Genomic DNA, 26,576 nt, shown 5'->3' on the forward strand with positions numbered 1-26,576 from the left:
GTCGATCCTCGAAGCCGGCAAGGCCGGCTAAAGCGGCCGCCGGGCCGGAGGAACAGCGAAGGCCCCGGTCCGGAAAATTCCGAACCGGGGCCTCTGCGGTCAGAGCAGGCGCATCAGATGCTGTAGCGCTCGTCCTCGTGGTCGCCGGGGTGGTCCTTGACCAGGCCCGCGGCGAGGGTGTTGCCGTCCAGCGGGTCGATCACCAGGAACGCGCCGGTGCGGCGGTGGTGCAGGTAGTTCTCCAGCGGCAGCGGCGCGGCGAGCCGGAGCTGCGCGTGCCCGATGTCGTTGAGCTCCAGGCTGGACGCACCTTCGAGGTTGAAGGTGGCCAAGTCCAGCTTGCCGCTCACGCTGCGGACCAGCGCCTGCACGGTGCGGGCGCCGTGCTTCACCAGGACCTTGGCGCCTTCACGGAGCGGCTTCGGGGACAGCCAGCACAGGGCCGCGTACAGGTCGGCCGACGCTTCCCGGACAGTGCCGGCGGCTGCGATGGTGTCACCGCGGGCGACGTCGAACTCATCCGCCAGGCGGATCGCCACCGACTGCGGCGCGGCTGCCTCCTCCAGGGAGGTACCGGCGAAGTCAATTCCTATGACGGTGGTGGTGCGCGGGTCCTGGCCGGGCGTCAGCACGCTGACCTTGTCCCCCACCTTGACCGAGCCCTCGGTGATCTGGCCGGCGTAGGCGCGGTAATCCCGGTATGCCTCGGGATCGAGTCCGCCGGCAACGGCGTCGGGGGCCAGGGCGCCCTGCGGCCGGATGACCAGCTGCACCGGGAAGCGGAAGCTCTCCAGGTGGCTTTCGAGTTCGTCGGCGGCGGGCAGCGTCTCGAGCACCTCGAGCAGTGCAGGTCCGGTGTACCAGGGGGTGCGCTCCGAGCGCTCCACCACGTTGTCGCCGTCGAGCGCGGAAACCGGAACAACCAGCAGGTCCGTGATGCCATCGGAACCGAGGCCGAGTTCGCGCCCCACCTGCTGCACGTCCGCCTCGATCTCGCGGAACACAGACTCGCTGAAGTCCACGAGGTCGATCTTGTTCACGGCCACGATCACGTGGGCAACACGCAGCAGCTGCAGCACGGAGAGGTGCCGGCGGGTCTGCTCCAGGACACCCTTGCGGGCGTCAATAAGTACGACGACGGCGTCCGCGGTGGACGCGCCGGTCACCGTGTTCTTGGTGTACTGCACGTGTCCGGGGCAGTCCGCGAGGATGAAGCTGCGGCGGTCCGTGGCGAAGTAGCGGTAGGCGACGTCGATGGTGATGCCCTGCTCGCGCTCGGCACGCAGGCCGTCGGTCAGCAGCGCCAGGTCAATGCCGCCTTTGTCGCCGCCGAACCCGCGGTCCGAGGAGGTGCGGGCAACGGCCTCGAGCTGGTCGGCGAGGATGGCCTTGGAGTCGTGCAGGAGGCGGCCCACGAGAGTGGACTTGCCGTCGTCGACCGATCCTGCGGTGGCAAACCGGAACAGTGAGGCGGAAGCGAGCGGTGCCTCGTCAAGAAGAGCGGCCGCGCGGGCGGTGTCGATTTCGGTGCTCATTAGAAATAGCCATCCTTCTTGCGGTCTTCCATGGCGGCCTCGGAGATGCGGTCATCCGCACGGGTGGCGCCACGTTCGGTGATGGTGGAGGCGGCAACTTCGATGACGACGTCGCGCACGGTGGCGGCGGCCGATTCGACGGCGCCGGTGCAGGACATGTCGCCGACGGTGCGGTAGCGGACGGTCTTGGTGATGACTTCCTCATCGGGCCGCGGCTGGGAGACCTCGCCGACTGCACGCCACATGCCGTCGCGGGCGAAGACCTCGCGCTCGTGGGCGTAGTACAGGCCGGGCAGCTCGATGTTTTCGCGCTCGATGAAGCGCCACACGTCCAGCTCGGTCCAGTTGCTGATGGGGAACGCGCGGACGTGCTGGCCCACGGTGTGGCGGCCGTTGTACAGGTTCCACAGCTCGGGGCGCTGGTTGCGCGGGTCCCACTGGCCGAACTCGTCGCGGAGGCTCAGGATGCGCTCCTTGGCGCGGGCCTTGTCCTCGTCACGGCGGCCGCCGCCGAAGACGGCGTCGAACTTGTTGGACTGGATGGCGTCCAGCAGCGGGATGGTCTGCAGCGGGTTCCGGGTGCCGTCGGCACGCTCGGCCAGCTCGCCGCGGTCGATGAATTCCTGGACGCTGCCGACGACGAGCTTGAGTCCCAGGCGTTCCACGGTCCGGTCACGGAAGTCGATGACCTCCGGGAAGTTGTGGCCGGTGTCCACGTGCAGCACCGGGAACGGAACCTTGCCCGGCCAGAACGCCTTGGTGGCCAGGTGCAACATGACCACGGAGTCCTTGCCGCCGGAGAAGAGCAGCGCAGGCTTCTCGAACTCGGCGACAACCTCGCGGATGATGTGGATGGCCTCGGACTCGAGGGTGTCCAGGCTGGAGAGGCGCGTGGAAGCTGCGACGTCGGTCACCTGGGTGGGCTCCTCGGTTAGAAAAGTGCTCATACGTGTAGTCCGCATTCTGTCTTGTTGGTTCCTGCCCAACGGCCGGCGCGGGGATCATCGCCGGGTGCCACCTTGCGGGTGCAGGGCTGGCAGCCGATCGACGGGTAGCCCTGGGAGAGGAGCGGGTTGACGGGAAGGAGGTTGTCATCGGAGTACTGGACCAGCTGATCGAAGGTCCAGGCGGCTACCGGATTGACCTTGACCAGGCCGTTGGCTTCGTCCCAGGTCACCAGCGGGGTGTTGGTGCGCGTGGGGGCTTCATCGCGGCGCACGCCGGTGAACCAGAGTTCGTAGCCGGCGAGCGTGCGGCGGAGCGGGGCCACCTTGCGGAGCGCGCAGCACTGGGCGGCGTCGCGGGCAAACAGGTCCTTGCCCAGGAGCCGGTCCTGCTGTTCCACGGTGTTCTCCGGAAGGACGTCCACCACGTTGACGCGCAGGTTCGCGGCCACCTCGTCGCGCGTGGCGTAGGTTTCCGGGAAGTGGTAGCCGGTCTCGAGGAACAGGACGTCGACGCCGGGAAGCTGGTCCGCGACGAGCGCCGGGAGCACGGCGTCGGCCATGGAGCAGGCGACGGCGACGGCAGGCATCTCGAAGTTGCGCTCCACCCAGGCGATCACGTCGCGGGCGGGGGCGTCCCAGCCGAGTTCGGCGGCGCCGGCCTCGGCGAGGGCCTTGAGCTCCTCGTGCGAGCGGAGTGTGGGCCCACGGCCACCGGGGTCCCCGGCCGAGCTTGCGAGGTTGGGGTGTGGCTGGGGAGTGGTCACTGGAGGGCCTCCTCGTCTGCGGCGTGGGCCCACTCGGCGAAGGTCTGGCCTTCGGCGCGCTCGGCCACGAACCGCCGGACAACCCGCTCCACGTAGTCCGGAAGATCCGCCACGTAGACCTTCAGGCCGCGGACGGTACGTCCGAGGCCGGCCTCTTCGCGGTCGGCGGAAGCCAGCCCGCCGCCCAGGTGAACCTGGAAACCCGGGGTGGGGTCGCCGTCGGGCGTGGGGAGCATCATGCCCTTGAGCCCGATGTCCGCGGTCTGGATGCGGGCGCAGGAGTTGGGGCAGCCGTTGATGTGCAGGGACAGGGCCTGCGGCAGCTGGCCGCTCTCGGCCAGGTCCGCGAGGCGGCGCTCCAGCTCGGCAACGGCGGTGGCAGCGGTGACCTTCGTTTCCACGATGGCCAGCTTGCAGTACTCGATGCCGGTGCAGGCGATGGTGCCGCGGCGGAAGACGGACGGGCGGGCGGAAAGACCCAGCGCGTCCATTTCGGCGACCAGCGGTTCAACCTCGTCCTTGGGCACATCCAGCACCACCAGCTTCTGGTGCGGCGTGGTGCGCAGGCGGTACGAGCCGCGGGCTTCGAGCGTGTCCGCGAGCTTCACCAGCTGGGAGCCGGAGAGGCGGCCCGCAATCGGGGTGGCGCCGATGAAGAACTTGCCGTCCTTCTGCTCGTGCACGCCCACATGGTCGCCCGGGGTGGACGGCTTGGGGGCGGCGGGGCCATCAGCCAGCTTGTAGCCGAGGTATTCGTCCTCGAGGATCTGGCGGAACTTCTCCGGACCCCAGTCAGCCATCAGGAACTTCAGGCGGGCCTTGGTGCGCATGCGGCGGTAGCCGTAGTCGCGGAAGATGCTCGTGACGCCGAGCCACACGTCCGCGGCCTGCTCCGGCTTGACGAAGGCGCCGAGGCGCTTGCCGAGCATCGGGTTCGTGGAGAGGGCACCCCCGGCCCAGAGGTCGTAACCCACACCCAGTTCAGGGTGCTTGACGCCAACGAGAGCGAAGTCGTTGATCTCATGCACCACGTCCTGGCTGGGGTGGCCGGTGATCGCCGTCTTGTACTTGCGCGGCAGGTTGGACAGCAGCGGGTTGCCGATGAAGCGCTCCCCCAACTCAGCGATGAGCGGGGTGGGGTCGATGATCTCGTCCTTGGCGATGCCGGCCACCGGGGATCCCAGGATGACGCGCGGCACGTCGCCGCAGGCTTCCGTGGTGGACAGGCCGATGCCTTCAAGGCGGCGCCAGATCTCCGGGATGTCCTCGACGCGGATCCAGTGCAGCTGGATGTTCTGGCGGTCGGTGAGGTCCGCGGAATCGCGGGCGAAGTCGACCGAGATGTTGCCGATGACGCGCAGCTGCTCGGTGGTGAGCGCGCCGCCGTCGATCCGCACGCGGAGCATGAAGTACTTGTCCTCAAGCTCATGCGGCTCAAGCGTGGCGGTCTTGCCGCCGTCGATCCCGGGCTTGCGCTGCGTGTAGAGACCCCACCAGCGGAACCTGCCGTGCAGGTCCTGGCTGGGGATCGCGTCGAAGCCTTCCTTGGAATAGATGGACTCGATACGCTCGCGGACGTTGAGGCCGTCGTCTTCCTGCTTCCAGGTTTCGTTGGCGTTCAGCGGGGTGGTTCCGTCCACCTTCCACTGGCCGTGAGGCTTGGCGGCGGGGCGCGAGGCACGGGCTGGGCGCGCGGGCTTTTCCGCGGGCTTGTCGGTGGCCGCTCCGGCTAGAGCTGTATCAGTCATGCATCGACTGTAGAGCCGCGCGGAAACCCGCCACAAAGGTCCCGGAAACGCTAAGTCACCTAGGGAAATATTTCGTCATGAATCGCCGGAGGGCCTTGAAGGGACCCGCAGGCTGTGCTTCCACTGGTCCTTCCCGGCCACATCCCCGGACCGGCCACATCCCCGGACCGGCATCTGGCGCTCAGGCCCGCGCGGCGTGCGCGGCCAGGGCGGCGTCGTAACGCTCCAGCGCGATCTCGGCGAGCACCGGCGACGGCAGCAGCGGCGCGGTCACCAGATCGGCACCGGCCTTGGCGAGCTGGTCGTGGAAGAAGCCCGGCGCGAGGAGGTAGGAGGCGATGACCACCCGGCCACCCAGATCCACTCCCCCCGCGGACTCCCCCGCGCCCGCACCGCCCGCGGCTTCCTCACGGAGGATGGCGACGGCCTCGGGCACCGAAGGCTTGGCGGACGCACCGTAAGCGGGAAGGACGCGGTTGGAGCGCAGGGCGCGAAGCTGGTCGGCGAGCTCTTCCACGCTGACCGCCGCGTTGGGGTTTGACGAGCCCGCGGCGGCGAGGACCACGGCGTCGTTGTCTGTCACACCGGCTTCGCGGAGCCGCTGGTCCAGCAGGGCCGCCAGGCGGGGGTCCGGGCCCAGCGGCGCGGCGGCGACGCTCCCGGGGCGGCTCTTGACGGCACGCGCAATGTCCACCTTCACGTGGTAGCCCACGCTGAGCAGCAACGGGACCACGACGGCCGACGCGACGGCCGCTCCGCCGTCGGGGTCCGCGGGGAGGCCGGCCATCACGTCCACAAGATCGGGCTGCTGGACGTCCACGTACGCCTCGCGGACATCGAGCCCGGGCCGGAGCGCGGCGATGGCGTCACGGAGGGCGTTGACCTCGGCTGCCCCCTGCGCGTTGGAGGTCCCGTGGGCACAAGCGATCATGATCGGGCTGTTCATAGGGGCTAGCGTAACGTTGGAGCTGCACTGTCCGCCCCCTGAAATTAGCCGGGACGCTTTCATGACATTCCCTTTTGACATCGCCCTGGTATGGCTGGACCTGGCCGGCATCTTCTTCTTCGCGGTTTCCGGATCCCTGCTCGCGGCGCGGAAGCAGTTCGACTTCCTCGGCTCGCTCCTCCTCGCGTCCCTTGTTTCGCTCGGCGGCGGGGTGATCCGCGACATTATCCTCAACAGCGGTCCGCCGGCTGCCTTCACCAATCCCGCGTACCTTGTGCCTCCCCTGCTCGCCACTGTGCTCGTGTACTTCCTGTTCTCCAGCGTCCAGCGCTTCACGTCCCTGCTCATCCTGTTCGACGCCGGAGGCCTGGCGCTGTTCTGCATCACCGGCACGCTCAAGGCTCTGGCGTTTGGAATGAACCCGGTGGCGGCGGTCCTGTTGGGCGTGACGACGGCGGTGGGCGGAGGCCTGCTGCGCGACATCACGGCCAACGAGGTGCCCCAACTGTTCGACGCCAGCGACATCTACGCCCTTCCGGCCTTTACCGGCGCGGCGCTCACCAGCATCCTGTGGGGTCTTGGTGCCTTCAACGCCCTGTCCGCGTGCGGCATCGCGGCCGTGGTCTTTGCGTTCCGGGTGGTGGCCTGGCGCCGCTCATGGCGCATTCCGCTGGCTGTCCGGGGGTGGTCCCGGCTGGGGTTGGACACCGGCAATTCGAGGGGCCGGGATTAGCTAGGATAAGAGCCATGACTGACATGTTCCTCGAGAAGTTCCGCGCGCTTGTTCCGAAGTATCTCGAAGACGAATGGCAGGAAGAGGACGGGCTGCCGGCTGACGAGCTCGATTCCGCCCTCGCCGAGCACCAGTTCACCGTTCCCCTGGTGCTGCGCGAGTTTTACCTTGCCCTCGGCGGCTGCGAGGACCTCATGGAGGCCTACCACTACTTCTGGGACCCCGAGGAACTCGAGGTGGACGACGAAGGCTTCCTGATGTTCCTCGAGGACGAGGAAGAAAACTTCACCTGGGGCTTCCGCGTGGGCGACCTCAGCGTCCCCGACCCCATCGTGTACCGCCGCAACAACGCCCGCGGCCAGTGGAAGAGCGAAGAGGGGACCTTCTCCGAGTTCGTCTTCGACATGTTCGACTGGGCGTTCAACGACGAGGACTAGGCCGGCCTCTTCCTTTGGTGCCGTCCTGACGCTCTTTGGCCACCAACGGGCCGCGACTCGCCGCTGAGCCTGCGTGTCGGGGGCCCCGCTGCGGCAAAGAGGGTCACGACGGCGGCACTCGCTTGGCGGCGCCAGTCACCAGTCAGGCGCGAACCTGCCCAATGCCCGCAGACGTATCACTGCGCGGACCTGATCCACCATGGCCTCGGGGTGGTGCACCACGTCGTCGTAGTAAAAGCGCAGTGTGAGATGGCCCCCGAGCATGCCGGCGTTGTTTCGCCGCTGATCCTTCTTAACCTGCCGGGGTTCAAAGTGTGTGGAGCCGTCCAGCTCCACCACCAGGCATTCCTCAACCAGACAATCCACTTCGCCCACCCCCGGCAGGTTCACATGCATGCGGACTTTAAGGCCGGCGCGGATGAAGTGCGTACGGGTCAGTATCTCCAGCACCGAGTCCGCCCGCGGAATCAGCAGATCCAGTACGGCACGGGCCTTGCCATTCCTGTTCCCGACGAGTTTGCCCCTCAGGAAGTCGGCGGAGATCTGGCCTCTGCCAGTGGCTGACTGCACGAGGACCAGCGCTTCAAGCTCTGGCAGGCATTTCAGTCCATGAAGGAGCACATCCGCCAGGCCCGCCACGGGACTCGCGGGGTCGGGGGCATGCGTGCACGGGCCATGGTTAATCACGCCGGCCTTTGGCACACCGTTCCCGCAGCTCAGGTGCACGGCTTGCGGCGGATGTAGGGCCCAGAGGCTGTAGAACCGCGCTGCCGACACCCAGGTGAGCCGGCCATTCGCCCTAAAGGCGGCCAGGACGCCGTCGTCCGCGTTGCGCAGCGCGTACACCCCGCGGAGAGGCCGGAACAGCCGGCGGGAGTCAACAGCAGCCTCAAGCGCGGGCCGGTGGAACCCGGCGCGCAGGAGCACACTCCTCCGGGCGGCTCCGCCGCGTCGCACCAGGAAGGCTTCAAGGTCCATGGATCAACGGTGCCCCTGACCCGCGGCAATGGGCAGATCCTGCCTGGGCCATGTGGACAACGCTGCCGATCCTGGTCCGTCGTGACCCACTTTCCCGGCTGATTGCCCACGGCACGCTACTCCATCGGCGGGTCCCTCCCCGCTAGAGCCCAAACAGGGTAGGGACGGCTGCCGACCCCCGTGACACACGGATTAACAAGCGACTTGAATAATGTGACAAACCTGTCATAGACTTATTCACGGGTCCACTAAATGCCTCCGGTGGATTTGATGCGAACGGAGAAACGGCCCCGGTTCCAAGCAGTGTGGCGCTGCTGGGAACCGGGGCCGTTCCGTTTAAGCGGGGTTGAGCGCTAGCTGGCGCGGTCCACGACGGCCCGGGCGAAGCTGGACAGCGACGCCTTCACTACTCCCTCGGGCAGCGGGGCGAGGGCGGCAATCGCCTCGTCGGCCCATGCACGGGCAACCACCCACGATTCGGCGGTCACGGGGTGCTCACGCAGCCCGGCGACCGCTTCGGCCAGGGCCTCGTCGGAGGAGAGGTCGCCGTCGATCAGTTTGAGAAGTTCGACGGCGGACTGGTCGCCTTGCGCAGCAGCGCTGCGCAGGAGCAGCACGGGCAGGGTGGGGACACCTTCACGCAGATCGGTGCCCGGAGATTTGCCCGACTTGACCTTAACGCCGGTGACATCAATGACGTCGTCGGCGAGCTGGAAGGCTACGCCAACCTTTTCGCCGTATTCCACCAGGACGTCCTCGTAGGCTTCGTCGGCGCCTGAGAAGATCGCACCGAACTGGCCGGAGGCCGCCACCAGGGATCCGGTCTTGTCAGCGATGACGGAGAGGTAGTGCTCAACCGGGTCCTCGTCCGGCCGCGGTCCCACGGTTTCGTGCAGCTGGCCCAGGCACAGCCGCTCAAAGGTGCGAGCCTGAATGCCCAGGGCCCGGGAGCCCAGCTCCGACACGAGGATGGAGGCGCGGGCGAAGATGAGGTCTCCGGTAAGGACAGCCACGGAGTTTCCCCAGACCTCGTGCGCCGTGGGGGCACCGCGGCGGAAGGGGGCTGAGTCCATGACGTCGTCGTGGTACAGCGTGGCGAGGTGCGTCAGCTCCACCACCACGGCGGCCTGCACCACGGCGGGCAGCGAGGCGTCGCCAAGGTGGGCGCACAGCAGGGTCAGCAGGGGCCTGATGCGCTTGCCCCCGGCTTCCACGAGGTGACGCGACGTTGCGTCAGCCAGGGGGTCCGAGTTGGCAATGGCCTCGCGGAGCTTTTTCTCCACGCGGGCCAGGTTGTTGGTGATGGCGGGGCCGAGGTCAGGGTCCTCCGCAATGGCCGCGAATCCTGCCGGCAGCTGCAGTCCGGTGGCGATGGCGGTGGTGTTGAGGCTGGGTTCGGAGGCCGGCAGTCCATGCCCGGCGTGCGTCCAGCTGTGGTTAGCGGAGTTGGTCACGGGTTAACCCTAACTTTTTGTTGCGGAAACCGCTGATTTGATGCGGGAGGGCGACGGGGCGGACGTGTTGGAGGTGGCCGGCACCAGCAGTTCCAGAACACGGATCACTCGGTCCTCGAAGCCCCTGGCCGACGGGTCGGTCAGGTTGGCCAGGAGCCGGACCACGAAACGCATCAGCACGGGGATGGGCATGCCGGTGCGCAATGCGAGCTTCATGACCGCCGGCTTGCCGATCAGCGCGGCAAACGCCCGGCCCAGCGTGAAGTGCGAACCCCACTGTTCCCGCACGTAGTCCGCATATCCCGCCAGGTGCGCATCGGCGTCGTGCGCGGACAAGCGGCCGGAAGCAGACCCGCCAGCGGACCGGGACCCGTCAATGATGAACTCCGCCGCGAACCGGGCGGACTCCATGGCGTAGGAAATGCCCTCGCCGTTGAACGGGGACACCATGCCGCCGGCGTCGCCCAGGAGCAGGAGCCCGGGCGAGTAGTGGGGCGTGCGGTTAAACCCCATGGGCAGGGCGGCGCCGCGGATTTCCCCCACCTGGTTCTCGGGCGTGAAGCCCCACTCGGCGGGCATGCCGGCGGTCCATTCGCGGAGCACCTGCTTGTAGTCCAGCTTGCCGAATTCCTTGGAGGAGTTCAGGATTCCCAGGCCCACATTGGACGTTCCGTCGCCGACGCCGAACACCCAACCGTAGCCGGGCAGGAGCTTGCCGTCGCGTCCGGGGAGTTCCAGCCAGCCTTCCATCCAATCGTCCTCGTGGCGGGGCGAGGTGAAGTATGTGCGGACGGCCACGCCAAGGGGGCGGTCGTCGCGCTTCCGGATGCCGAGGGAGACGGCGGTGCGGCTGGAGTTACCGTCCGCGGCGAGCACGACGTCGGCGGTAAAGTCGCGCGTCTCCCCCGTCTTGCGCCCTGACTCGTCAAGGATGGCGGCATGGACGCCGGCAACCCTGCCGCCGTCTCCATGGAGCGCTTTGGTGACGCTGTGGCGTTCCAGCACGACGGCGCCCGCGGCCTGGGCGTGCCGGGCCAGCTCCTCATCGAAGCCGAGGCGGGTGCGGATCAGGCCGTATTGCGGAAAGTCCGAGACCTCGGGCCACGGCAGCTCGATGGAGCGGCCGCCGGCGAGCAGGCGCAGGCCCTTGTTCCGGCGCCAGCCGTCCTCCTCGGGGTGCGGCAGCCCCAGCTTCTGGATCTCGCGCACCGCCCGGGGCGTGAGGCCGTCGCCGCACACTTTTTCCCGCGGGAAGCTGGTCTTTTCGAGGACCGTGACCTCGATGCCGGCCTTGGCGAGGTAATACGCGGCAGTGGATCCGGCCGGACCCGCGCCAACAATCAGTACTTTCACAGTGTCAGCGGGTGATACGCGGGATGTTGCGGCGCAGCTTGGCCACCGGGCCGGTGTGGGCTGCGATCGACGCGGCCGAGCCGTTGCCGACGGGCGGCTTGTGGGCGCGGTGAACGGCCACGATGCCACCGCTGAGGTTGCGGTACGTGACGTTGTCCCAGCCGGCTTCCTGCAGCCATGCGGCGAGGTGGTCCTGGTCCGGCCAGGCGCGGATGGACTCGGCGAGGTACACATAGGCGTCCGGGTTGGAGGACACCTTGACGGCGATCGCAGGCAGCGCGCGCATGAGGTATTCGGTGTACATGGTGCGCCAGAGGGGCACCACGGGCTGGGAGAACTCGGCAATGACGAGCTTGCCGCCGGGCTTGGTCACGCGAAGCATCTCGGCCAGCGCCTTTTTCGGCTCGTTAACGTTGCGCAGGCCGAAGGAGATGGTGGTGGCGTCGAAGGTGTTGTCCGCGAAGGGCAGGTTGGTGGCATCGCCGGCGATGAAGTCGATGTCCGGGCGGCGCCGCTTGCCCACTTTAAGCATGCCAAGGGAGAAATCACAGGCCACGACATCTATACCCGCATCGGCATATGGCTCGCTGGACGTACCTGTTCCCGCTGCGAGATCAAGAACGCGCTGGCCGGGCCGGACATCCACGGCTTCCACCACAACCTTGCGCCAGCGGCGGGTCTGCCCCATCGACAGGACATCGTTGACGACATCGTATTTCGGTGCGACGTCGTCAAACATCGTGGCTACTTCGTCCGGACGCTTTTCCAAGGATGCTCGGTTCACCCTGTCAATCTATCCGAATTCACTGCAAATCACTGCAAATCACTGCGCCCACGCAGTGACGTGCCGTACCGGAGTAGTGTTGATCCATCATGACCAGAACGCTCCGCACTCTGACAGTCCCTTTGGATGGAGAATCGACCCCCGGGGGGCTGCCGTCGTATCTGGTGCGGGACGACGTTCTGTGCTGGACGCGGCGCGAGGCCGGACTCGTGGGCTTCGGCGAGGTTGCCCGGTTTACAGCAACCGGGCCCGAGCGGTTCCTCGAGGCGGACATCTGGTGGCGGCACCTTGTCATAGAGGCCGACATCACGGACCGCGTCGAATGCCCTGGCACCGGCCCGGTGGCCTTCGGCTCGTTCGCGTTCTCCAAGGTTTCGGCGCATGAATCGCGCCTCATCGTGCCCGAGATCGTCGTGGGCCTCCGGGACGGGCGCACCTGGCTCACCCAGATAACGGCCGACGACGGCGAGCTCACCGAAGAGGGCGCCCTCGCCGCTTTGAGGGGGTGGCTCGAGTCTGGCACCTCGGCCCCCAGCGGCGTGACGCCCGCCAGCGGCGAGGCGCCCGCGGAGCCGGGCTCCGCCGTCGGGCCTTCCGGAACCGCCACCCTGGAAACAGGCTCGCTCAGCGAAGAGGACTGGATGGCCGCCGTCGCGGCCGGTGTTGCCGAGATCCGCACGGGCAGGCTGGAAAAGCTGGTGCTTGCCCGGGACGTCGTGGCCACCGTGCCAGAGGGTATCAACGCGGCCGAGGTGTTGCGGCAGCTCGCCATTCGGTACCGGGAATGCTGGACCTACGGAGTGGACGGCCTCGTGGGCGCCACCCCCGAAATGCTGATCCAGGTGGAGGGCCGCACCGCCCAGGCGCGGGTCCTGGCCGGGACGCTGGACCGCCGCGACGCCCTGGGCGAGGCCGGGCTGCCCCTGGACTACGCCGAGCGGGTACTGGCCGGCTCCGAAAAGCAGCGGCACGAGCACGAGATCGCGATCCAGTCGCTGACCACGCAGCTGGCGCCGTTCTCGGAGGCCATGAATGCACACAGTGAGCCGTTCATCCTGGAGCTGCCGAACGTGTGGCACCTGGCGTCGGACGTCAAGGCCGAGCTCACCGAGGTGGAGGGGCACGTGCCTACCTGCCTGGCCCTGATTAACGCCCTGCATCCCACGGCCGCTGTCTGCGGCACGCCCACCCAGGTGGCCGGCGCCTTAATCCGGAAGCTGGAGCACATGGACCGGGGCCCCTACGCCGGACCAGTTGGCTGGCTCGACGCGGCTGGAAACGGTGAGTGGGGCATTGCCTTGCGCGGGGCCGTCATCGAGTCGCCGACCACGGTCCGGTTATATGCCGGATGCGGCATAGTCGAAGGCTCACACCCCGACGCGGAACTGGCGGAGACGTGGGCCAAGTTCCGTCCCATGCTGGAATCGCTGGGCATCAGGCACTAAGGCAGCCGGCCTAGCGGCGGGCGTTGCCCGGAATACCAGACACGCGCAGCCGCAGCGGGCTTGCCAAGCGGCCATGTCTAGTTATCCAATAGTGAAACTTAGTTTTCTGTGACGCACATCTCACAAACAGCGTTACACTATTAGCCGTCTTAGTTCCGCATCCCCTGCAACAAAAGGTAAAGAAATGCAGCTCAAGTCCCTCGCCGCGGCCAAACTCAGTGCCAAGGCAGCCGCGCTCCTCGCCGTTGGGGCCCTCAGCCTCACCGCATGTGGCGGCGGCGGCGCGACCCCCGCAGCCACAAGCAGCGACGGCGCCGTGCAGCTCATCAACTCCGGCAAACTGACCGTCTGCTCGGATGTCCCCTACGAGCCGTTCGAATTCCAGAAGGACGGCAAGATCGTCGGCTTCGACATGGACATCGCCGCCGAGGTCGCCAAGGACATGAAGGCCGAACTGAACGTGGTGGACAGCTCGTTCGAAGCCATCGAGACCGGCACGGCCCTGACCCAGTGCGACGTTTCAATCTCCTCGATTTCGATCACGGAACCGAGGAAGGCCGTCATGGACTTCTCCGAGCCCTACCTGAACGACGACCTGACACTGGTCGCTACCGACGCTTCCGGCATCACGAATCTCGACAGTGCAAAGGGCAAGAAGGTGGGCGTCCAGCAGGCCACCACCGGCGCCAAGTACGCGCAGGAGAAGGGCCTGGACGCCCAGCAGTTTGAGGACACGGGCCTGCTGGTCCAGGCGCTCAAGGCCGGCACCATCGATGCAGCCCTGGGCAACCAGTCGGTCCTCGGCTACGCCATCAAGGATGACCCCAAGTACAAGCGCGTGGAGAACTACGCCACCGGTGAAAAACTGGGCATCTCGATCAAAAAGGGCAACACCGCCATGCTTGACCAGGTCAACGCCACTCTGAAGCGCCTTACCGACGACGGAAGCCTCAAGAAGTTTGAGACCACCTGGTTCGGCGAAGCCACCAAGTAGCCAACGCGCCTGAGACCTACGCAGCAGGGGCCCCGTTCAGGATCTGTTCAGCAGTCCGTTCGGGGCCTCAACTGCGCAAAACGATTGTGAGTAGACCATGGCAATGACAATGACCGCACGTCAGCGAGCCAGAGTAAGCCTGTATGTCCAAGCCGGAATCTTTGTAGTGGCCATGGCCGCGCTGATCCTGGCCACCGACTGGAAGACCGTCGGCAACAGCGTCTTCAACTTCGGTAAGATCGGCCCGATGTTCCCGGATATCTTCGTCTCGGGCCTAAAGAACACCCTGATCTATACCTTCCTCGGATTCATCGTGGGCCTGTCCGGGGGCCTGCTGCTGGCCCTCATGAAGCTCTCCAGCTTCCCGCTGTACCGCTGGATTGCCACCGGCTATATCGAGTTCTTCCGGGGCATCCCGGCCCTGCTGGTGTTTATCGCCTTCGGATACGGCGTTCCGCTGGCCTTCGGTGTTTCATGGAACGTGACCGTTGTGGTGATGGTTTCCCTCGGCATGGTCGCCGCGGCCTACATCGCCGAAACCCTCCGCGCCGGACTGCAGGCAGTTCCGAAGGGCCAGATGGAGGCCGCACGTTCCCTGGGCATGCCGCAGTGGCGGGCCATGGTCACCATCGTCATCCCTCAGGCCTTCAAGATCGTCCTGCCGCCGCTGACGAACGAGGTCATCCTGCTGACCAAAGACTCGTCGCTGATCTACGTGCTGGGCCTGACCGCTTCGCAGTACGAACTCACGAAGTTCGGCCGGGACGGCATCTCCAGCCTGGGCGCGGGCCTGACGCCGCTTCTGGTGGCGGGTGCGTTCTACCTGGTGATCACCATCCCGCTGAGCCTCCTGGCCCGGAAGTTCGAAAGCCGCTCCGCGCGGACCAAGCGATAGGCAGTGAAGTCAATGAACGACGTCGTAACCAACTCCCGCAACCACACCGGTTCCCTCAACGCTGCCGGCGTTTCCATCCAGAACCTGCGAAAGTCCTACGGGACCAACGAAGTCCTCAAGGGCATCAGCCTGAACGTGGCGCCGGGAGAGGTCGTCTGCCTGATCGGTCCGTCCGGATCCGGCAAATCCACCCTCCTGCGCTGCGTGAATCTCCTGGAGCAGCCCAACGAGGGCAGCATCCACGTGGGTGGCTTCGACGCCACGGACCCCGACGTGGACATCGACAGGATGCGCCGCAAGGTGGGCATGGTGTTCCAGCAGTTCAACCTGTTCCCGCACCTGAGCGCACTGCGGAACTGCACCGTCGCCCAGACCAAGGTGCTCAAGCGCTCCCAGTCCGAGGCGGACAATGTGGCACACGCCAACCTGGAGCGCGTGGGGCTGGGGCACCTCGCCGACCGGTACCCGGACCAGCTGTCCGGCGGCCAGCAGCAGCGCGTGGCAATTGCCCGGGCGCTGAGCATGGACCCGGAGCTGATGCTGTTCGATGAGCCCACATCGGCCCTCGACCCGGAGACCGTGGGCGACGTCCTCTCCGTCATGCGGAACCTGGCCAAGGAAGGCATGACCATGCTCGTGGTCACGCACGAGATGGGCTTCGCCCGTGAAGTGGCCGACCGCGTGGTCTTCATGGACGGCGGCGTTGTGGTGGAGGAAGGCGTGGCCGAACAAGTCATCAGCTCCCCCAGCCAGGCCCGCACCAAGGAGTTCCTCAAGCGCGTGCTGGACCCGACGCACATCGACATCACGGAGTAGGCTCGACGCGCTTGTTGCGTGGCGACGCGCAAATGCCCCGGCGCTACTGGAATTCCGGTAGCGCCGGGGCATTTGCGCATCCGGGGGCATTTTGCGCGTCGCCGGCCCGCCCGCCGGCTTTAGCGAGCTGACCGTGCACGACGGCGGGGTACGCCGGCCGCCGCCAGCTTCCGTTCCAGCCGTCCAGGCGCCATCAGGTCTGCCCAGACCCAGCGGACCACGGTGCAGCCGGTGGCACGGATCCGGTCCTCGCGGTACTTCTCGTCCACCACTGCCTGCGATGGAGTCCGGCCCTTGAGATATTCCGGCTTCAGGTATTTGTCCACACCGTCGAACTCCCCTGCGACGCGGGCACTATGCCAGTAGTAGTCGGAGTAGCCAATCAAACTGTCATCGCGGATCTCGTGCTGCAGGGCAGGTGTTTCGAATCCCGCGGCGAACATGAGGGCCCTGCCGTAGGACTCCCCCGCCGACGCAGACAGAGGATCGGCGAACTCAATGGCGGCGGCGATCCTGCGGGCCGCCGCCGCGGTGTAGTTCCCTTGAACTCCGGCCAGAAGCTCTTCCTTGGACAGCGCGGGCAGCCCCTTGGCACTGTCCGGTCGAAGCACATGGTCCAGCGGAACGACGGCCTCCGCGAACGGCGTGAAAGCCGCAAGGTCCAGGACAGTGCGGACCCGGCCGGTCACCAATAACCCGTCGCGCCGGAACGCTTGCACGCCGGCAGGATCGGCATAGTGCCGCCGGACCCCTGCCCGGGACCGGCCGCCGTCGTTCTGAAACGTCAATGCATGCACGGGGTGATGGTGACCGATCGTTGGAACGCCCCAGACGCTGGCCGCCGAATGCCTGGCAAACACCGTGGGTGCAGTGAACGTTTCCGCCGCCGCCTGGACGCGCAGCCGGTACTGCTCCCACGGCCTCAGTGCGCCCCAGGCTGCCCCGTCCACGTAGACGCCGTGACGGAGCCGGACGAGCGTGCCGACGTTGCAGCACCGGGCGAGCATCTTGGGGGTCAGTCCCTGCTGAATGTGCTCACGGGCGAGGACCAGCCTGGGTAAATCCGTCATGGCTCGTACACTTGCAGGTCTCGGTGACCCCCGGACAGAGGCCTAGGGCGCGATGTGGATAACCCCCGGCGGCCCGGCCATGACGCGCTCCGACTCCTTCGACGCGGAAATTACCCTGCGCGCACGGAATTCCGGCCGCGGGAGGCCATTTGCGCGTCGCCAGGCAATTGCCGTGTCCCGCCCGCGTCCCGCGACTATACGGCCAGCCCCTACCCGGCCAGTACCCCGGCTACGGCCGCGCTTATGGCCGCCCGGATCCGGCGGTGCAGGTCCCGGAGCCCGTGCCGGTCCGTGCGCACCTCGACGATGGTGCGGCCCGCGAAGGGCGCGGTGAGCGCTTCGGCGAGTCCCGCCGTCGTGCTTACCGTGCTGTGCCCGACGCCGTACGCTGCCGCGAGTGCCGCAATGTCCACCGAGTGGGGGGTGCCGAAAAGCCTTTCGACGGCGTCTCCGTAGCCGCCTGCCTCTTCCACCGCGCCGTGCTCGAGAAGGCTGAAGATCGCCCCGCCGGAGTCGTTGAGCACCACGATGCGCAGCTGCGGCTGGTTTTCGCCGGCCCCGAGGAGGAGTCCGCCCGCGTCGTGCAGGAAGGTGACGTCGCCGAGCAGCAGGGTGGTTTCCTGGTGACCGCCGAGGGCGATGCCGGTGGCGGTGGAGATGGTTCCGTCGATGCCGGCGAGGCCGCGGTTGGCGAAGACCGTGGCGGCGGGTTCGGTGGCGGGCTGGCCGGCAAGGTCCACGTCGCGGATGCCGTTGGAGGAACCGAGGACCAATTGGCCGCGGGAGTGCTTCCAGACGAGGGCACCCACGGACGGCCCGGTTGCCGCCTCGTGGTTTGAGAGTACGCCGTCGAGCGCGTGCTGCGCCGCCGCACCGGCCAGCAGCCAGGCGTCGAGCCACCCGGCGGAACCGCGGCCGGCGAACTCGGCGAGTTCGGTCAGGCTGGCAACGGACGTTTCGCGGCGTCGGCCGGGCTCGTGCCAGGCGACCGGTACGGGTTCGTACAGGGCGGCGGGAACGTCGGTCCGGGCCAGCAGCGCCGAGACAGGCCGCGACAGGGTGGGGCGTCCGAACACCACCGCACGCTCGATCGGCAGCGCGGCGTCGGGGCCGAAGTGCTCCAGCAGGAGCCGGTATGGGCCTACGGCGTTCGGGCCGAAACGCGAGTTGGACGACGGCTCGGCCAGCAGCGGCAGGCCGTGGGCCCGGGCGAAGGCCTCGGCGACTGGACCGGCGTCGTGCCCGGCGAGCACCACGGTGCGCCGCTCCGGCAGGTCCGCCGTGGTGTGCGTCAGGGACATGGTGAGCGGCTCGGTGCCGATGCGGAACGTGCCGTGGCCGCGCTGCTCCGGCAGCCGCTCCCCCGCCGCGGGAACGAGGGGGTCGCGGAACGCGAGGTTGAGCTGCACAGGCCCGGGCGGCGTGTCCTCGAAGGCGCCGGTGGCGGCGGCGAGCGCCGTCTCGACCGCACGCTGCGGGCTCTCGCCGGCAGGGACGTCGACGGCGAAACGCACGTGCTCGCCGAACAGGTCCAGCTGGACGGTGGTCTGGTTCGCGCCGGTTCCGCGGAGCTCGTCCGGCCGGTCGGCGGACAGCACCACGAGCGGGACGGCGGCGTGATTGGCTTCCATGACGGCCGGCAGAAGATTCCCGACGGCGGTCCCCGAGGTGGTCAGAACCGCCACCGGAGCGCCGGTCACGAGGGCCAGGCCGAGCGCGGTGAACCCGGCGGAGCGCTCGTCGATCCGGACCAGCAGCTCCACCCGTCCCGCCGCCGAGGCCTCGGCCAGTGCGTATGCCATGGGCGCCGACCGCGATCCCGGGGCCACCACCACGTACCGGACCCCGGCGGCGAGCAGTCCCGTAACGGCGATGCGTGCGGCCGCGATCGAGGTCAGCGTTCCCTCTGGATCAGGGCCCGCGGGGGCGGGCGCCGGGGCTGACACGGTGTGGAAAGCAGGCACGGAAGGCTTGGTCGGGTCCTCGGAAGTCACCGAACCAGTCTGCCACCATCCAGCCCTCCCTCACCTCCGGCAGAAAGGTGAGGGAGGGCTGGTGAGACTTAGGCGTCGGCGCGGAAGACCTGAATGACGGACGGGCGCGGCGCGCGGGCCTGGCCGCTCTTCACCGGGGCTCCGGCGCGCACATAGTCCGGGAAGTACGAGTTCGGCGCCTCGAAGGTGCCTTCCTCGCCCGGGTGCTGGACGGAGACGAACACGTGGCCTTCGGTGTCGTGGACGATCGGCCCGCACGTCTCCGCGTCACGGGGAACCGCGAGGAACTGCTCCACGCGGCCGCGCTCGGCTCCTTCGAGGGTGACCTTGAACAGGCCGTCGTTCTTCCCGATGCCCGAGGGGGCGCCATCGGTGGAGATCCAGAGGTTGCCCACGGAGTCGAACGCCAGGTTGTCCGGGCAGGAAATCGGCGAGACCTGGTCCGCCGGGAAGCCGGAGAAGTAAGTGACATCTCCCTGGGCAGGATCGCCGCAGACCATGAGGAGGTTCCACGTGAACCTCGTGGACGTCTGGTCGCCTGTCTCGGTGATCTCCACAATGTGTCCATCGCGGTTTAGGTTGCGGGGGTTGACCTCGGTGGCGCCTTCCTTGCCCACCTTGCCGCGGTCCGAGTTGTTGGTGCAGGCCACGTACACCTTGCCGGTGTGCAGGCTGGGCTCCACGTCCTCACAGCGGTCCATCTTGGTGGGGCCAACCTTGTCCGCGGCCAGGCGGGTGTAGACCAGGACCTCCTCGACGGACATGCCGCTGACCTTCGACTTGCCATTGACCACGAGAGGCAGCCATTCGCCCTTGCCGTCGAACGACCCGTCGGCAGGCACCTTGCCGGATCCGTCGATCTCGGCGGCGGGTGAGTCGCCGGTGAACTTAGCCACGTAGAGGTCGCCCTCGGACAGGAGAGTCATGTTGTGCTTGCGGTCGCCCTCGCGGTACTTGCCCTTGGAGACGAACTTGTAGAGGTAGTCGAAACGCTCGTCGTCGCCCGAGTAGGCCACCACGTGTCCGGACTTCGCCACGATGACGTTGGCGCCCTCGTGCTTGAAGCGTCCCAGGGAGGAGTGCTTTTTCGGAGTGGAAGTGGGATCGAACGGGTCGACCTCCACGATCCAGCCGAAGCGGTTGGCCTCGTTCTCGTAGCCGGGGTTGTTGGTGTTGAAGCGGGGGTCGTCCAGTTCCCACTGGCGTGCGGTGGGCTTGCTGGTGAGGCCGTAGCGCTTGTCCTCGGCGGAGGTTCCGGGCGCAACGAAGTAGCCGTTGAAGTTCTCTTCGCCGGACAGGATGGTGCCCCACGGGGTGGTGCCGCCGGCGCAGTTGCCCAGCGTGCCGTTGATCCAGCGGCCGTCGGGATCGGCAGTGGTTTTGACCAGCGGGGAGCCTGCAGCAGGCCCGGTGAGTTCGTAGCGCGTGCTGTTCAGGTAGCGGCGGTTCAGCGTCGCGCCCTGCACGTACTTCCACGGCGAGTTCTTGTTCGCGCGCTCCAGTTCGACCACGGAGAGCCCGTGGGCTGCCTGGCTGACGGCGCGGACGTCAGCGGCAGGCATGGACGGCGGGAACATGATGGCGTCGTTCGTGTACTCGTGGTTGGCGAAGAGCACCGCCCGGCGGCCCTTGCTGCCGGGGATTTCCAGGATGTCCGTGTAGTCGTTGTTGTAGCCGAACTGGCGTTCCTGGGCCGCGGCGGTCTGCTTGGCGAGGTCGAACGCGGGGGCATCCTTGAAGATGGGGTCGCCCCAGCGGATGACCGGCTGCCAGGTAAAACCCGCGGGCACGGTCACGGCATCGACGTCGGCTGGCACCGAGGGGATGGCGGTGAACTGCAGCTTGGAGGCGCCAGGGACGTAGCCGGTCTTGGCTGCGGCCGAAAGGCCGGTTCCGCCGTCCGCTACCGCGCTTTCCGGGGATGCCAGGGAACCGCCGAGGACGACGGCGAGGGCACCGGCGGCGCCGAAGCCCAGGGCGGCGCGGCGGGACAGCGTGGTGGACGCGATGTCGCGGAAGTAGCTGTTGGCGCTGGTGTTGCAGACGTCGCCCGAGCAGGCGTTGTCGCACTTGAGTGCGCAGGTGACGGGGCTGCGCTTGCCTTTGGTATGGCCAAGCATGGGCAGCAGGGCAAACTTGCGCCCGGGGGTTTCAGACATGGAGGGACCTTCCAAGGGGTGTGATGCGGTCCCGCCCACCCTGTCAGCGACACCTAAAGACGAGAGGTCACTCCGGTTAAGATCCCGTGAACTTACAGGCCTGTAAGTTCACTTGGCGACCCACGTGGAGATGCAGGCCCTACGGCAGCTCCGCGTAGACCCGGCGCAGCCGGGCCAGCCACCACTCCTTCCGCTCGGCCGGAGCGGCATACTGCTCCAGCAGCCCCTCGTCGGCGACGGCATCGCGCAGCCGGATGGCGCCGTCGTCGGGGACCAGCGGATCGGCCGTGACGTCCCCGGCGAGCAGCGACACGGTGCCCAGCCCGCAGGCGAAGGGCAGCTCGGGCAGGGCTGCGGCGAGCGCCAGCCCCGCGCGGATCCCGACCGACGTGTCCAGCGCGGAACTCACGACGGCGGGCAGCCCGGCCTGAGCCACGATGTCCAGAGCCCGCCGGACTCCGCCAAGCGGCGCCACCTTCACCACGATCAGGTCGGCGGCACCGGCGCGGGCCACCCTGAGGGGATCGTCCTCCTTGCGCACGCTTTCGTCGGCCGCAATCAGTACAGGAATGCCGGCCCTTCGCAGCTGCCGGCGCACTTCCGCCAGGCCGTCAATGTCCGGCACCGGCTGCTCCGCGTATTCGAGCCCTGCACCGGCCAGCCGGGTGAGGGCTTCCACCGCTTCCGGGACGCGCCAGCCTCCGTTGGCGTCCACGCGGATGGCGGCGTCCGGCAGTTCGGCGCGGACGGCGGCGACCCGGGCGGCGTCGTCGTCGAGGGACTGTCCGCGTTCCGCCACCTTGATCTTGACCGCATCCACCCGGCCAAAGCGGGCCAGGATTTCCGGCACGCGCCCAGCGGGGACGGCCGGCACCGTGGCGTTGACAGGGATGCTGGTCCGGAGCGGCTCAGGGAATCCGTGCCAGCCGGCCTCGATGGCGGAGGCGAGCCAGCGGGAGGCCTCCGCATCGCCGTATTCCGGGAACGGACCAAACTCTCCCCAGCCCGCGGGACCCTTGAGCAGCAGGGACTCCCGTTCCAGGATGCCGCGGAACTTCACCCGCATGGGCAGCGCCACCACCCGCGCGGCACCGAGCAGCTCCTCGACCGGCGGCAGACCGCCCCACAGCGTCTGCCCTGAAGATGTCGGAATCTCGGAAGCCACGGGAGGCGGTTCGGCAGGCATGACTTCACTGTACCGGCGCCTGCACAAGCCCGGGCGGCAGGGGTCCGGCTATGTGGACAACCCGCCCCGGCGATCAGTCGGGACGCGTGGCATGCCCCAGGATATGCGCCACCGGCGGCGCCAGCGCGTGGGGCGCGAAACCGAAGCGCTCGTTGTCGGTCACTTGGAATCCTGCGGCCCGGACGGCTTCCAGAGTGTCCCTGTTGAGGTGGCAGCCGCCAGCCATCCGCTGCCAGACCGGCGCCATCACATCCTCCGCTGCGGCGAGCAGGCGGCTGGCCGAGCGGACATGCTCGTAGTAGGCCAGCGTTCCGCCGGGGCGGAGGACGCGGAAGATTTCCGCGAGCGTCGCGCCCTGATCGGCAACACTGCAAAGAACCAGGCTGCAGACCACTGCATCTGCGCTGGCGTCGCGGGCCGGGATCCGCTCGGCCGAGCCCGCCACCACCACCACCGGGACAGGGGCCGACTTGGCCCGGAGATCGGCAAGGCTGCGCAGGTAGTCATCCGGCTCAACGGCCAGAACGTCGGCCACCGCGGCGGGATACAGCGCGAACGACGATCCCTCGCCGGCGCCGACCTCGATGACGTTGCCCCGCAGACCCGACAGCAGGCGGCGGCGGTGTTCAGCGCCGCCGCGGCGGTTCATGCCGACGATGGCTCGTGCGTAGGCGCGGGCGAACCGCGGGTGCTGCAGTGCGGCGGGTCCTTCAGGGCTCTGCGGTGACGTCACGGTGTTCTCCCTTAAAGGACGCCGGCCCCTACGTCATTGGAGGGGCCGGCGGTATTGGGGGCGGCACCTTGAGGTACCGCCGGTTTTGTCATAGAGGTCGTGGCGGCGGACCGCCCGGACCTGTTCCTCCGTTCGCTAGCGTACCGGCTGCGGCACTTCCTGAGCGCCGCTGAGCTCGCCACTGCCCGAAAGCTGACGTGCAGCGCGTCGTGCGCCGCCGCGGGGCTCGTCGTCAACCTTGTCATCCTCGATCCCGGTCCCGAACCGTGCAATCACGGTTGTCCCCTGCCCAGGCGTCGAGAGGACCTGCAGGGATCCGCCGGCTTCACTGATGGTGTCCTTCATGATCCGCAGACCGAAGTGCCCTTCAGGCGATCCCAGGCTCTGGTCGAAGCCGCAGCCGTCGTCCGAGATGCGTATTTCAGACCGCTTCCCCGACTGTCGCAGCAGCAGCTCCGCCCTGGTCGCCTTGGAATGCTTGGCCGTGTTCGCCAGGGCCTCCCGCGCCACCCGGTAGAACAGGGCGGCACGGTCGCGGTCCAGCTCGAACGTGGGCGGGAGGTCCAGGGTGAGGCTGATCCCGCGCTCCTCCAGCGGATCGCCCAGCCTCGCCAAGGCCCCGGACAGGCCCAGCCGGCTGAGATCCGGAGGGTACAGTTCGCTGGTCATGGCGCGCAGGTTCCGCACGTTGTCCTGCAGGATCCGCCGGGCCTCAGAGAACAGCCGGCGCTGGCCCACGGGGCGGTGCAGCTCCTCGGACTCCAGCACATAGGAGAGTCCGGAGAGGTCCTGGATCACTTCGTCGTGCAGGTCGCGGGCGATCCGCTGGCGCTCCAGCTCCGAGGCCTCGATGGCACGGTGGAGCAGGCGGGTCCGGCTCGCCTCATAGGCCTGGATCCTGCGGGCCAGCCGCACTGCCGGCAGGAGCTGCGCCAACTGCAGGACGGCCAGCGCCAGGAGGAAGGGCGGAACCATGTCCAGCAGGACCGCAGCCTGTTCCTGGCGGACGGCGTCGTCGTCGTAGTACGCCTCGAAGGCGAGCCGCTCGCCGTTGGGCGCCGTGACCGGGACGTAGACTTCGACCAGCTCGCCGGTGTTTACCCCTTCCTGCACCTCGTCTGCCTGCAGTTCCAGCGTGGCTTTGACGGGCTTACCGGCCAGAACCTCCAGAGCGTCATGGGGCAAAGTGAACTTCTGACCGATGAGTTTCTCGTCGTCGGAGTAAACCATGCGCCCGTCCGCATCCCAGAGCCTGATCTCGAACACGGACCGTTCCCCAACCCAGGGGAGCAGCCGCTCGTCCAGCCGTGCGATGCCGGCCGGATCCCCGGACAGCACAGCCTCGTCCAGAAGCGGCGCCACCACGTTTTGGGCCAGGTTCTCGGTGGCCAGCTGCGAGTTCTCCAAGGCATGGTGTTCCGCCTCAGACCAGATCCAGAAGGCCACCGGGGTGGTAACCACTACCAGAGCCGCGAGACCCATGACCAGGAACTGCCGCACCGCATTGAAGACCTCGGAACGCTCGGCCTGCGCGAGATCAAATGCGTAGAACAGGGCCGGCCTCCGGAAAGACGGCCTAGCCATCGGACGGCTGCTCGAGCATGCCGCGCCGTGAAGCTTCCATGACCGATTCGAGCTGCGAGTGGGTTCCGAGTTTGGCGAAGATCGCTTTCACGTATCCCCGGCAGGTGTTGAGCGAGATGTCCAGCTTGCTGGCCACTTCCTTGGATCCGTGGCCGCCCGCCATCAGCCGGAGGACATCCAGCTCCCGCGGCGTAAGGACCGGACCGCCGGGCTCGACTTCCCGGACGGCAGGTGCCGGCTTCGGGGTGCTCATGCCCAGCTGTGCCACCAGGGACGGGTGGACCACCATGTTCCCGGCCCGCGCGTACCGGAGTGTGTCCAGCAGCGTGGACAGCGAGCCGCCCTTGGGAAGGAAGGCGCAAATGCCCATCGAGGCGGCGGTGCGCAGGGCTTCCGGAGTCGGATCTCCGGTGAGCATCACGATCCGCGTCTGCGGGGCATCCGCCAGGATCCGGGCGGCTGCGGTGAGGCCGTCGCCGTCAGGCAGGTGGTAGTCCATGATGACGACGTCGGGCTTGAGCGCCATGCTCTGTTCCACGCCGCTCTTGGCGGTGGTGGCCGACGCGACACTGCGGAGGTCCGGCTCGCGGTCCAGGGCGGCGGTCAGCAGTTCCGTGAAGGTGCTGTGGTCGTCGATGGTCAGGATGCTGATTTCGCGCATGCTTTGTGAACTAACGGGAGGAAGCGGTGAGTCGGTGTCGGACAGCTCGGCCGCTTCGTCGTCGCTGGCGGCCGTGGCCTGAAGCAGCCTGGCGTGTGCGTCGCGGAGCGCCCGGCCGGGAAGGCAGCCGATCTCCTGGTCCATGACCCGGCGGCACCGTCCGTAGGCGCGCAGCGCCTCCATGTACTGTCCGGATTCTTCGAGCCCGAGCACCAGGGCGGTCCAGGCCCGCTCGTTAATGGGATCGTCAAGCAGCAGCTCGCTGGCCAGGGCCACGGCGCGTTCCGGCTGTCCCACGGCGACGGCGGCTTCGGCGGCGCGGGCCTTGATGCCGGCCACCCGGGCTGCATGCAGTGCCCGTTCTTCTTCGGCCCAGCCGGCCAGGAGTTCGTCGCCGAGCAGTGGCACGGATGCGATCTCCAGTGCCTTCTCGAGCATCTTGTAGGATTCCTGCGGGCTGGCGTGTCCTGCCTGCTTGAGGAGGTCGTCGAACCGGTCAAGGTCCAGGTCAACCATGCTGCGGTCCATCATGTAGCCGCCGGTGACCGTCCGGAGGGCGCCGCCCTTGCCGGAGCCGGGCTGCAGGTGGCGGCGCAGCACGCTGACGTAGCTTTCGAGGGTGGAGAGCGCCTCGGCCGGAGGCTGCCCGTTCCACAGGACATCGATCAGGTGGTTTTTGGAAACCGGTGTGCCCAGCTTGAGCAACAGGATCTCCAGCACCTGGCGTGGCTTGGGGCCGCCCAGCTCGTGTGATCCGATGACCACGTTTCCGCGGCGGACCTTGAGCGGACCCAGGATGCTGATGGAGAGCTTCGTCGCCGCTCCACCTGCACCATCTCTGGCTGTCGGGAGGAACTCGTCGTCTTGTGCCCTGCGCGACCAGCGAGTGTCCTCTGCAACTGTCTGAACCATGTGTGCACCTACTATCCCCATGAACTGCATTCCCCATGAATGGCGTGACCCTCATATTTGTCACTTGTGCAAGTACGGGCACGAGTAGCGAGTACTCGATTTTTCGGGGAAGGACTACTTGGATGCGTCGCAGTTCGGGGCGGCCCACCCGGCTCGCCGGCCCGGCGGTCATGCCACGCCACCCCTCCAACCGCGGGGAGGAAGCCCCATCGACGGAGGACATCACCAAGTTTTTCCCAAGAATGCAGGCCTATCTTGGTATTGCCGCAGTTCCCAGCGGCTTTATGCGATCCTCGCCCCCCTGAGGACCGCCGGATAAGCATGGAATGAGTGACCCGATGACGCGGAGCGTGGCAGTAGAGGGTGCAACCAAGTACTCCGAGTACCCCGCTGTGAGTATTGTGGCCGGCGCGTCAGGGAACCAAAAATTTTTTGTGGCCGGCGGGAA

The 26,576-nt window shown here is 67.5% G+C and carries 22 protein-coding genes; 6 read left to right on the forward strand and 16 right to left on the reverse strand.

Annotation, left to right across the window (positions count from 1 at the left end; translation table 11 throughout):
- Positions 1–113: 113 nt before the first annotated feature.
- The 5 genes from ACIP90_RS09840 to ACIP90_RS09860 all read right to left on the reverse strand — a co-directional run bounded on the left by ACIP90_RS09840 (position 114) and on the right by ACIP90_RS09860 (position 5,940).
- A complete protein-coding gene (locus ACIP90_RS09840; RefSeq protein ID WP_400578992.1) occupies positions 114–1,535 on the reverse strand; it encodes a sulfate adenylyltransferase subunit 1 in 1,422 nt (473 codons plus the stop codon).
- Positions 1,535–2,482 (reverse strand): sulfate adenylyltransferase subunit CysD, encoded by a 948-nt coding sequence (gene cysD / locus ACIP90_RS09845; RefSeq protein ID WP_400578994.1) that lies wholly within the window; start codon positions 2,480–2,482, stop codon positions 1,535–1,537. The genes ACIP90_RS09840 and cysD overlap by 1 nt, the downstream gene beginning before the upstream one ends.
- On the reverse strand, positions 2,479–3,246 hold the full coding sequence (locus ACIP90_RS09850) for a phosphoadenylyl-sulfate reductase (protein ID WP_400578995.1): 768 nt from the start codon (positions 3,244–3,246) through the stop codon (positions 2,479–2,481). Before ACIP90_RS09850 ends, cysD begins: the two co-directional genes overlap by 4 nt.
- Complete coding sequence (locus tag ACIP90_RS09855) at positions 3,243–4,994, reverse strand: nitrite/sulfite reductase (protein WP_400578997.1); 1,752 nt, start codon at positions 4,992–4,994, stop codon at positions 3,243–3,245. Before ACIP90_RS09855 ends, ACIP90_RS09850 begins: the two co-directional genes overlap by 4 nt.
- Before the next feature lie 181 nt (positions 4,995–5,175).
- Positions 5,176–5,940 carry a sirohydrochlorin chelatase gene (locus tag ACIP90_RS09860; protein WP_400578998.1) on the reverse strand — a complete coding sequence of 255 codons (765 nt, stop codon included), beginning with the start codon at positions 5,938–5,940 and terminating at the stop codon, positions 5,176–5,178.
- A 61-nt stretch (positions 5,941–6,001) separates the two neighbouring features.
- Here ACIP90_RS09860 and ACIP90_RS09865 point away from each other — a divergent pair, with 61 nt between their 5' ends.
- On the forward strand, positions 6,002–6,673 hold the full coding sequence (locus ACIP90_RS09865) for a trimeric intracellular cation channel family protein (protein WP_400579001.1): 672 nt from the start codon (positions 6,002–6,004) through the stop codon (positions 6,671–6,673).
- A 14-nt stretch (positions 6,674–6,687) separates the two neighbouring features.
- Entirely contained in the window at positions 6,688–7,110 is a 423-nt protein-coding gene (locus ACIP90_RS09870) for a hypothetical protein (RefSeq protein ID WP_400579003.1), read from the forward strand.
- Positions 7,111–7,245: 135 nt separating this feature from the next.
- Here the strand turns inward: ACIP90_RS09870 and ACIP90_RS09875 are convergent, their stop codons facing one another.
- The 4 genes from ACIP90_RS09875 to ACIP90_RS09890 form a co-directional block, all read right to left on the reverse strand.
- A complete protein-coding gene (locus ACIP90_RS09875) occupies positions 7,246–8,088 on the reverse strand; it encodes an endonuclease domain-containing protein (protein WP_400579005.1) in 843 nt (280 codons plus the stop codon).
- Between the two features lie 353 nt (positions 8,089–8,441).
- On the reverse strand, positions 8,442–9,542 hold the full coding sequence (locus tag ACIP90_RS09880) for a polyprenyl synthetase family protein (protein ID WP_400579007.1): 1,101 nt from the start codon (positions 9,540–9,542) through the stop codon (positions 8,442–8,444).
- Positions 9,543–9,551: 9 nt separating this feature from the next.
- Positions 9,552–10,895, reverse strand: a complete 1,344-nt coding sequence (locus ACIP90_RS09885) for a geranylgeranyl reductase family protein (protein WP_400579008.1) — start codon at positions 10,893–10,895, stop codon at positions 9,552–9,554.
- A 4-nt stretch (positions 10,896–10,899) separates the two neighbouring features.
- A complete protein-coding gene (locus tag ACIP90_RS09890; protein ID WP_400579010.1) occupies positions 10,900–11,679 on the reverse strand; it encodes a demethylmenaquinone methyltransferase in 780 nt (259 codons plus the stop codon).
- Positions 11,680–11,768: 89 nt separating this feature from the next.
- On the opposite strand from ACIP90_RS09890, the gene ACIP90_RS09895 reads away from it, so the two are divergent.
- The 4 genes from ACIP90_RS09895 to ACIP90_RS09910 all read left to right on the forward strand — a co-directional run bounded on the left by ACIP90_RS09895 (position 11,769) and on the right by ACIP90_RS09910 (position 15,829).
- Positions 11,769–13,124 carry an isochorismate synthase MenF gene (locus tag ACIP90_RS09895; protein WP_400579012.1) on the forward strand — a complete coding sequence of 452 codons (1,356 nt, stop codon included), beginning with the start codon at positions 11,769–11,771 and terminating at the stop codon, positions 13,122–13,124.
- 184 nt (positions 13,125–13,308) lie between these two features.
- Complete coding sequence (locus ACIP90_RS09900; RefSeq protein WP_400579014.1) at positions 13,309–14,118, forward strand: ABC transporter substrate-binding protein; 810 nt, start codon at positions 13,309–13,311, stop codon at positions 14,116–14,118.
- 103 nt (positions 14,119–14,221) lie between these two features.
- Positions 14,222–15,013 (forward strand): amino acid ABC transporter permease, encoded by a 792-nt coding sequence (locus ACIP90_RS09905; protein WP_400579016.1) that lies wholly within the window; start codon positions 14,222–14,224, stop codon positions 15,011–15,013.
- Positions 15,014–15,025: 12 nt separating this feature from the next.
- Positions 15,026–15,829 (forward strand): amino acid ABC transporter ATP-binding protein, encoded by an 804-nt coding sequence (locus ACIP90_RS09910; protein WP_400579374.1) that lies wholly within the window; start codon positions 15,026–15,028, stop codon positions 15,827–15,829.
- A gap of 119 nt (positions 15,830–15,948) precedes the next feature.
- Here the strand turns inward: ACIP90_RS09910 and ACIP90_RS09915 are convergent, their stop codons facing one another.
- The 7 genes from ACIP90_RS09915 to ACIP90_RS09945 all read right to left on the reverse strand — a co-directional run bounded on the left by ACIP90_RS09915 (position 15,949) and on the right by ACIP90_RS09945 (position 26,128).
- Positions 15,949–16,899, reverse strand: coding sequence for a hypothetical protein (locus ACIP90_RS09915; RefSeq protein ID WP_400579018.1), 951 nt, complete (start codon positions 16,897–16,899; stop codon positions 15,949–15,951).
- A gap of 209 nt (positions 16,900–17,108) precedes the next feature.
- A complete protein-coding gene (gene menD, locus ACIP90_RS09920) occupies positions 17,109–18,845 on the reverse strand; it encodes a 2-succinyl-5-enolpyruvyl-6-hydroxy-3-cyclohexene-1-carboxylic-acid synthase (RefSeq protein WP_400579375.1) in 1,737 nt (578 codons plus the stop codon).
- Between the two features lie 116 nt (positions 18,846–18,961).
- Positions 18,962–21,052, reverse strand: a complete 2,091-nt coding sequence (locus ACIP90_RS09925) for a PhoX family protein (RefSeq protein WP_400579019.1) — start codon at positions 21,050–21,052, stop codon at positions 18,962–18,964.
- 139 nt (positions 21,053–21,191) lie between these two features.
- Complete coding sequence (locus tag ACIP90_RS09930; RefSeq protein WP_400579021.1) at positions 21,192–22,238, reverse strand: o-succinylbenzoate synthase; 1,047 nt, start codon at positions 22,236–22,238, stop codon at positions 21,192–21,194.
- Positions 22,239–22,311: 73 nt separating this feature from the next.
- The gene (locus ACIP90_RS09935) at positions 22,312–22,971 is read right to left on the reverse strand and encodes a class I SAM-dependent methyltransferase (RefSeq protein WP_400579023.1); all 660 of its coding nucleotides are present in this window, start codon (positions 22,969–22,971) and stop codon (positions 22,312–22,314) included.
- A gap of 135 nt (positions 22,972–23,106) precedes the next feature.
- The gene (locus tag ACIP90_RS09940; protein WP_400579025.1) at positions 23,107–24,555 is read right to left on the reverse strand and encodes a sensor histidine kinase; all 1,449 of its coding nucleotides are present in this window, start codon (positions 24,553–24,555) and stop codon (positions 23,107–23,109) included.
- Positions 24,548–26,128, reverse strand: a complete 1,581-nt coding sequence (locus ACIP90_RS09945) for a response regulator (RefSeq protein ID WP_400579027.1) — start codon at positions 26,126–26,128, stop codon at positions 24,548–24,550. The genes ACIP90_RS09940 and ACIP90_RS09945 overlap by 8 nt, the downstream gene beginning before the upstream one ends.
- Between the last annotated feature and the right edge of the window lie 448 nt (positions 26,129–26,576).

This window comes from Arthrobacter sp. NPDC093139, from assembly GCF_044754165.1.
GTDB lineage: Bacteria > Actinomycetota > Actinomycetes > Actinomycetales > Micrococcaceae > Arthrobacter.

Coding starts and splice junctions, on each gene's coding strand:
- ACIP90_RS09915 (WP_400579018.1), bottom strand. CDS start 16,899: ATGACGGATTTACCCAGGCTGGTCCTCGCCCGTGAGCACATTCAGCAG.
- ACIP90_RS09875 (WP_400579005.1), bottom strand. CDS start 8,088: ATGGACCTTGAAGCCTTCCTGGTGCGACGCGGCGGAGCCGCCCGGAGG.
- ACIP90_RS09860 (WP_400578998.1), bottom strand. CDS start 5,940: ATGAACAGCCCGATCATGATCGCTTGTGCCCACGGGACCTCCAACGCG.
- ACIP90_RS09930 (WP_400579021.1), bottom strand. CDS start 22,238: ATGCCTGCCGAACCGCCTCCCGTGGCTTCCGAGATTCCGACATCTTCA.
- ACIP90_RS09905 (WP_400579016.1), top strand. CDS start 14,222: ATGACAATGACCGCACGTCAGCGAGCCAGAGTAAGCCTGTATGTCCAA.
- ACIP90_RS09940 (WP_400579025.1), bottom strand. CDS start 24,555: ATGGCTAGGCCGTCTTTCCGGAGGCCGGCCCTGTTCTACGCATTTGAT.
- ACIP90_RS09870 (WP_400579003.1), top strand. CDS start 6,688: ATGACTGACATGTTCCTCGAGAAGTTCCGCGCGCTTGTTCCGAAGTAT.
- ACIP90_RS09945 (WP_400579027.1), bottom strand. CDS start 26,128: ATGGTTCAGACAGTTGCAGAGGACACTCGCTGGTCGCGCAGGGCACAA.
- ACIP90_RS09910 (WP_400579374.1), top strand. CDS start 15,026: ATGAACGACGTCGTAACCAACTCCCGCAACCACACCGGTTCCCTCAAC.
- ACIP90_RS09925 (WP_400579019.1), bottom strand. CDS start 21,052: ATGTCTGAAACCCCCGGGCGCAAGTTTGCCCTGCTGCCCATGCTTGGC.
- ACIP90_RS09900 (WP_400579014.1), top strand. CDS start 13,309: ATGCAGCTCAAGTCCCTCGCCGCGGCCAAACTCAGTGCCAAGGCAGCC.
- ACIP90_RS09855 (WP_400578997.1), bottom strand. CDS start 4,994: ATGACTGATACAGCTCTAGCCGGAGCGGCCACCGACAAGCCCGCGGAA.
- ACIP90_RS09840 (WP_400578992.1), bottom strand. CDS start 1,535: ATGAGCACCGAAATCGACACCGCCCGCGCGGCCGCTCTTCTTGACGAG.
- cysD (WP_400578994.1), bottom strand. CDS start 2,482: ATGAGCACTTTTCTAACCGAGGAGCCCACCCAGGTGACCGACGTCGCA.
- ACIP90_RS09895 (WP_400579012.1), top strand. CDS start 11,769: ATGACCAGAACGCTCCGCACTCTGACAGTCCCTTTGGATGGAGAATCG.
- ACIP90_RS09865 (WP_400579001.1), top strand. CDS start 6,002: ATGACATTCCCTTTTGACATCGCCCTGGTATGGCTGGACCTGGCCGGC.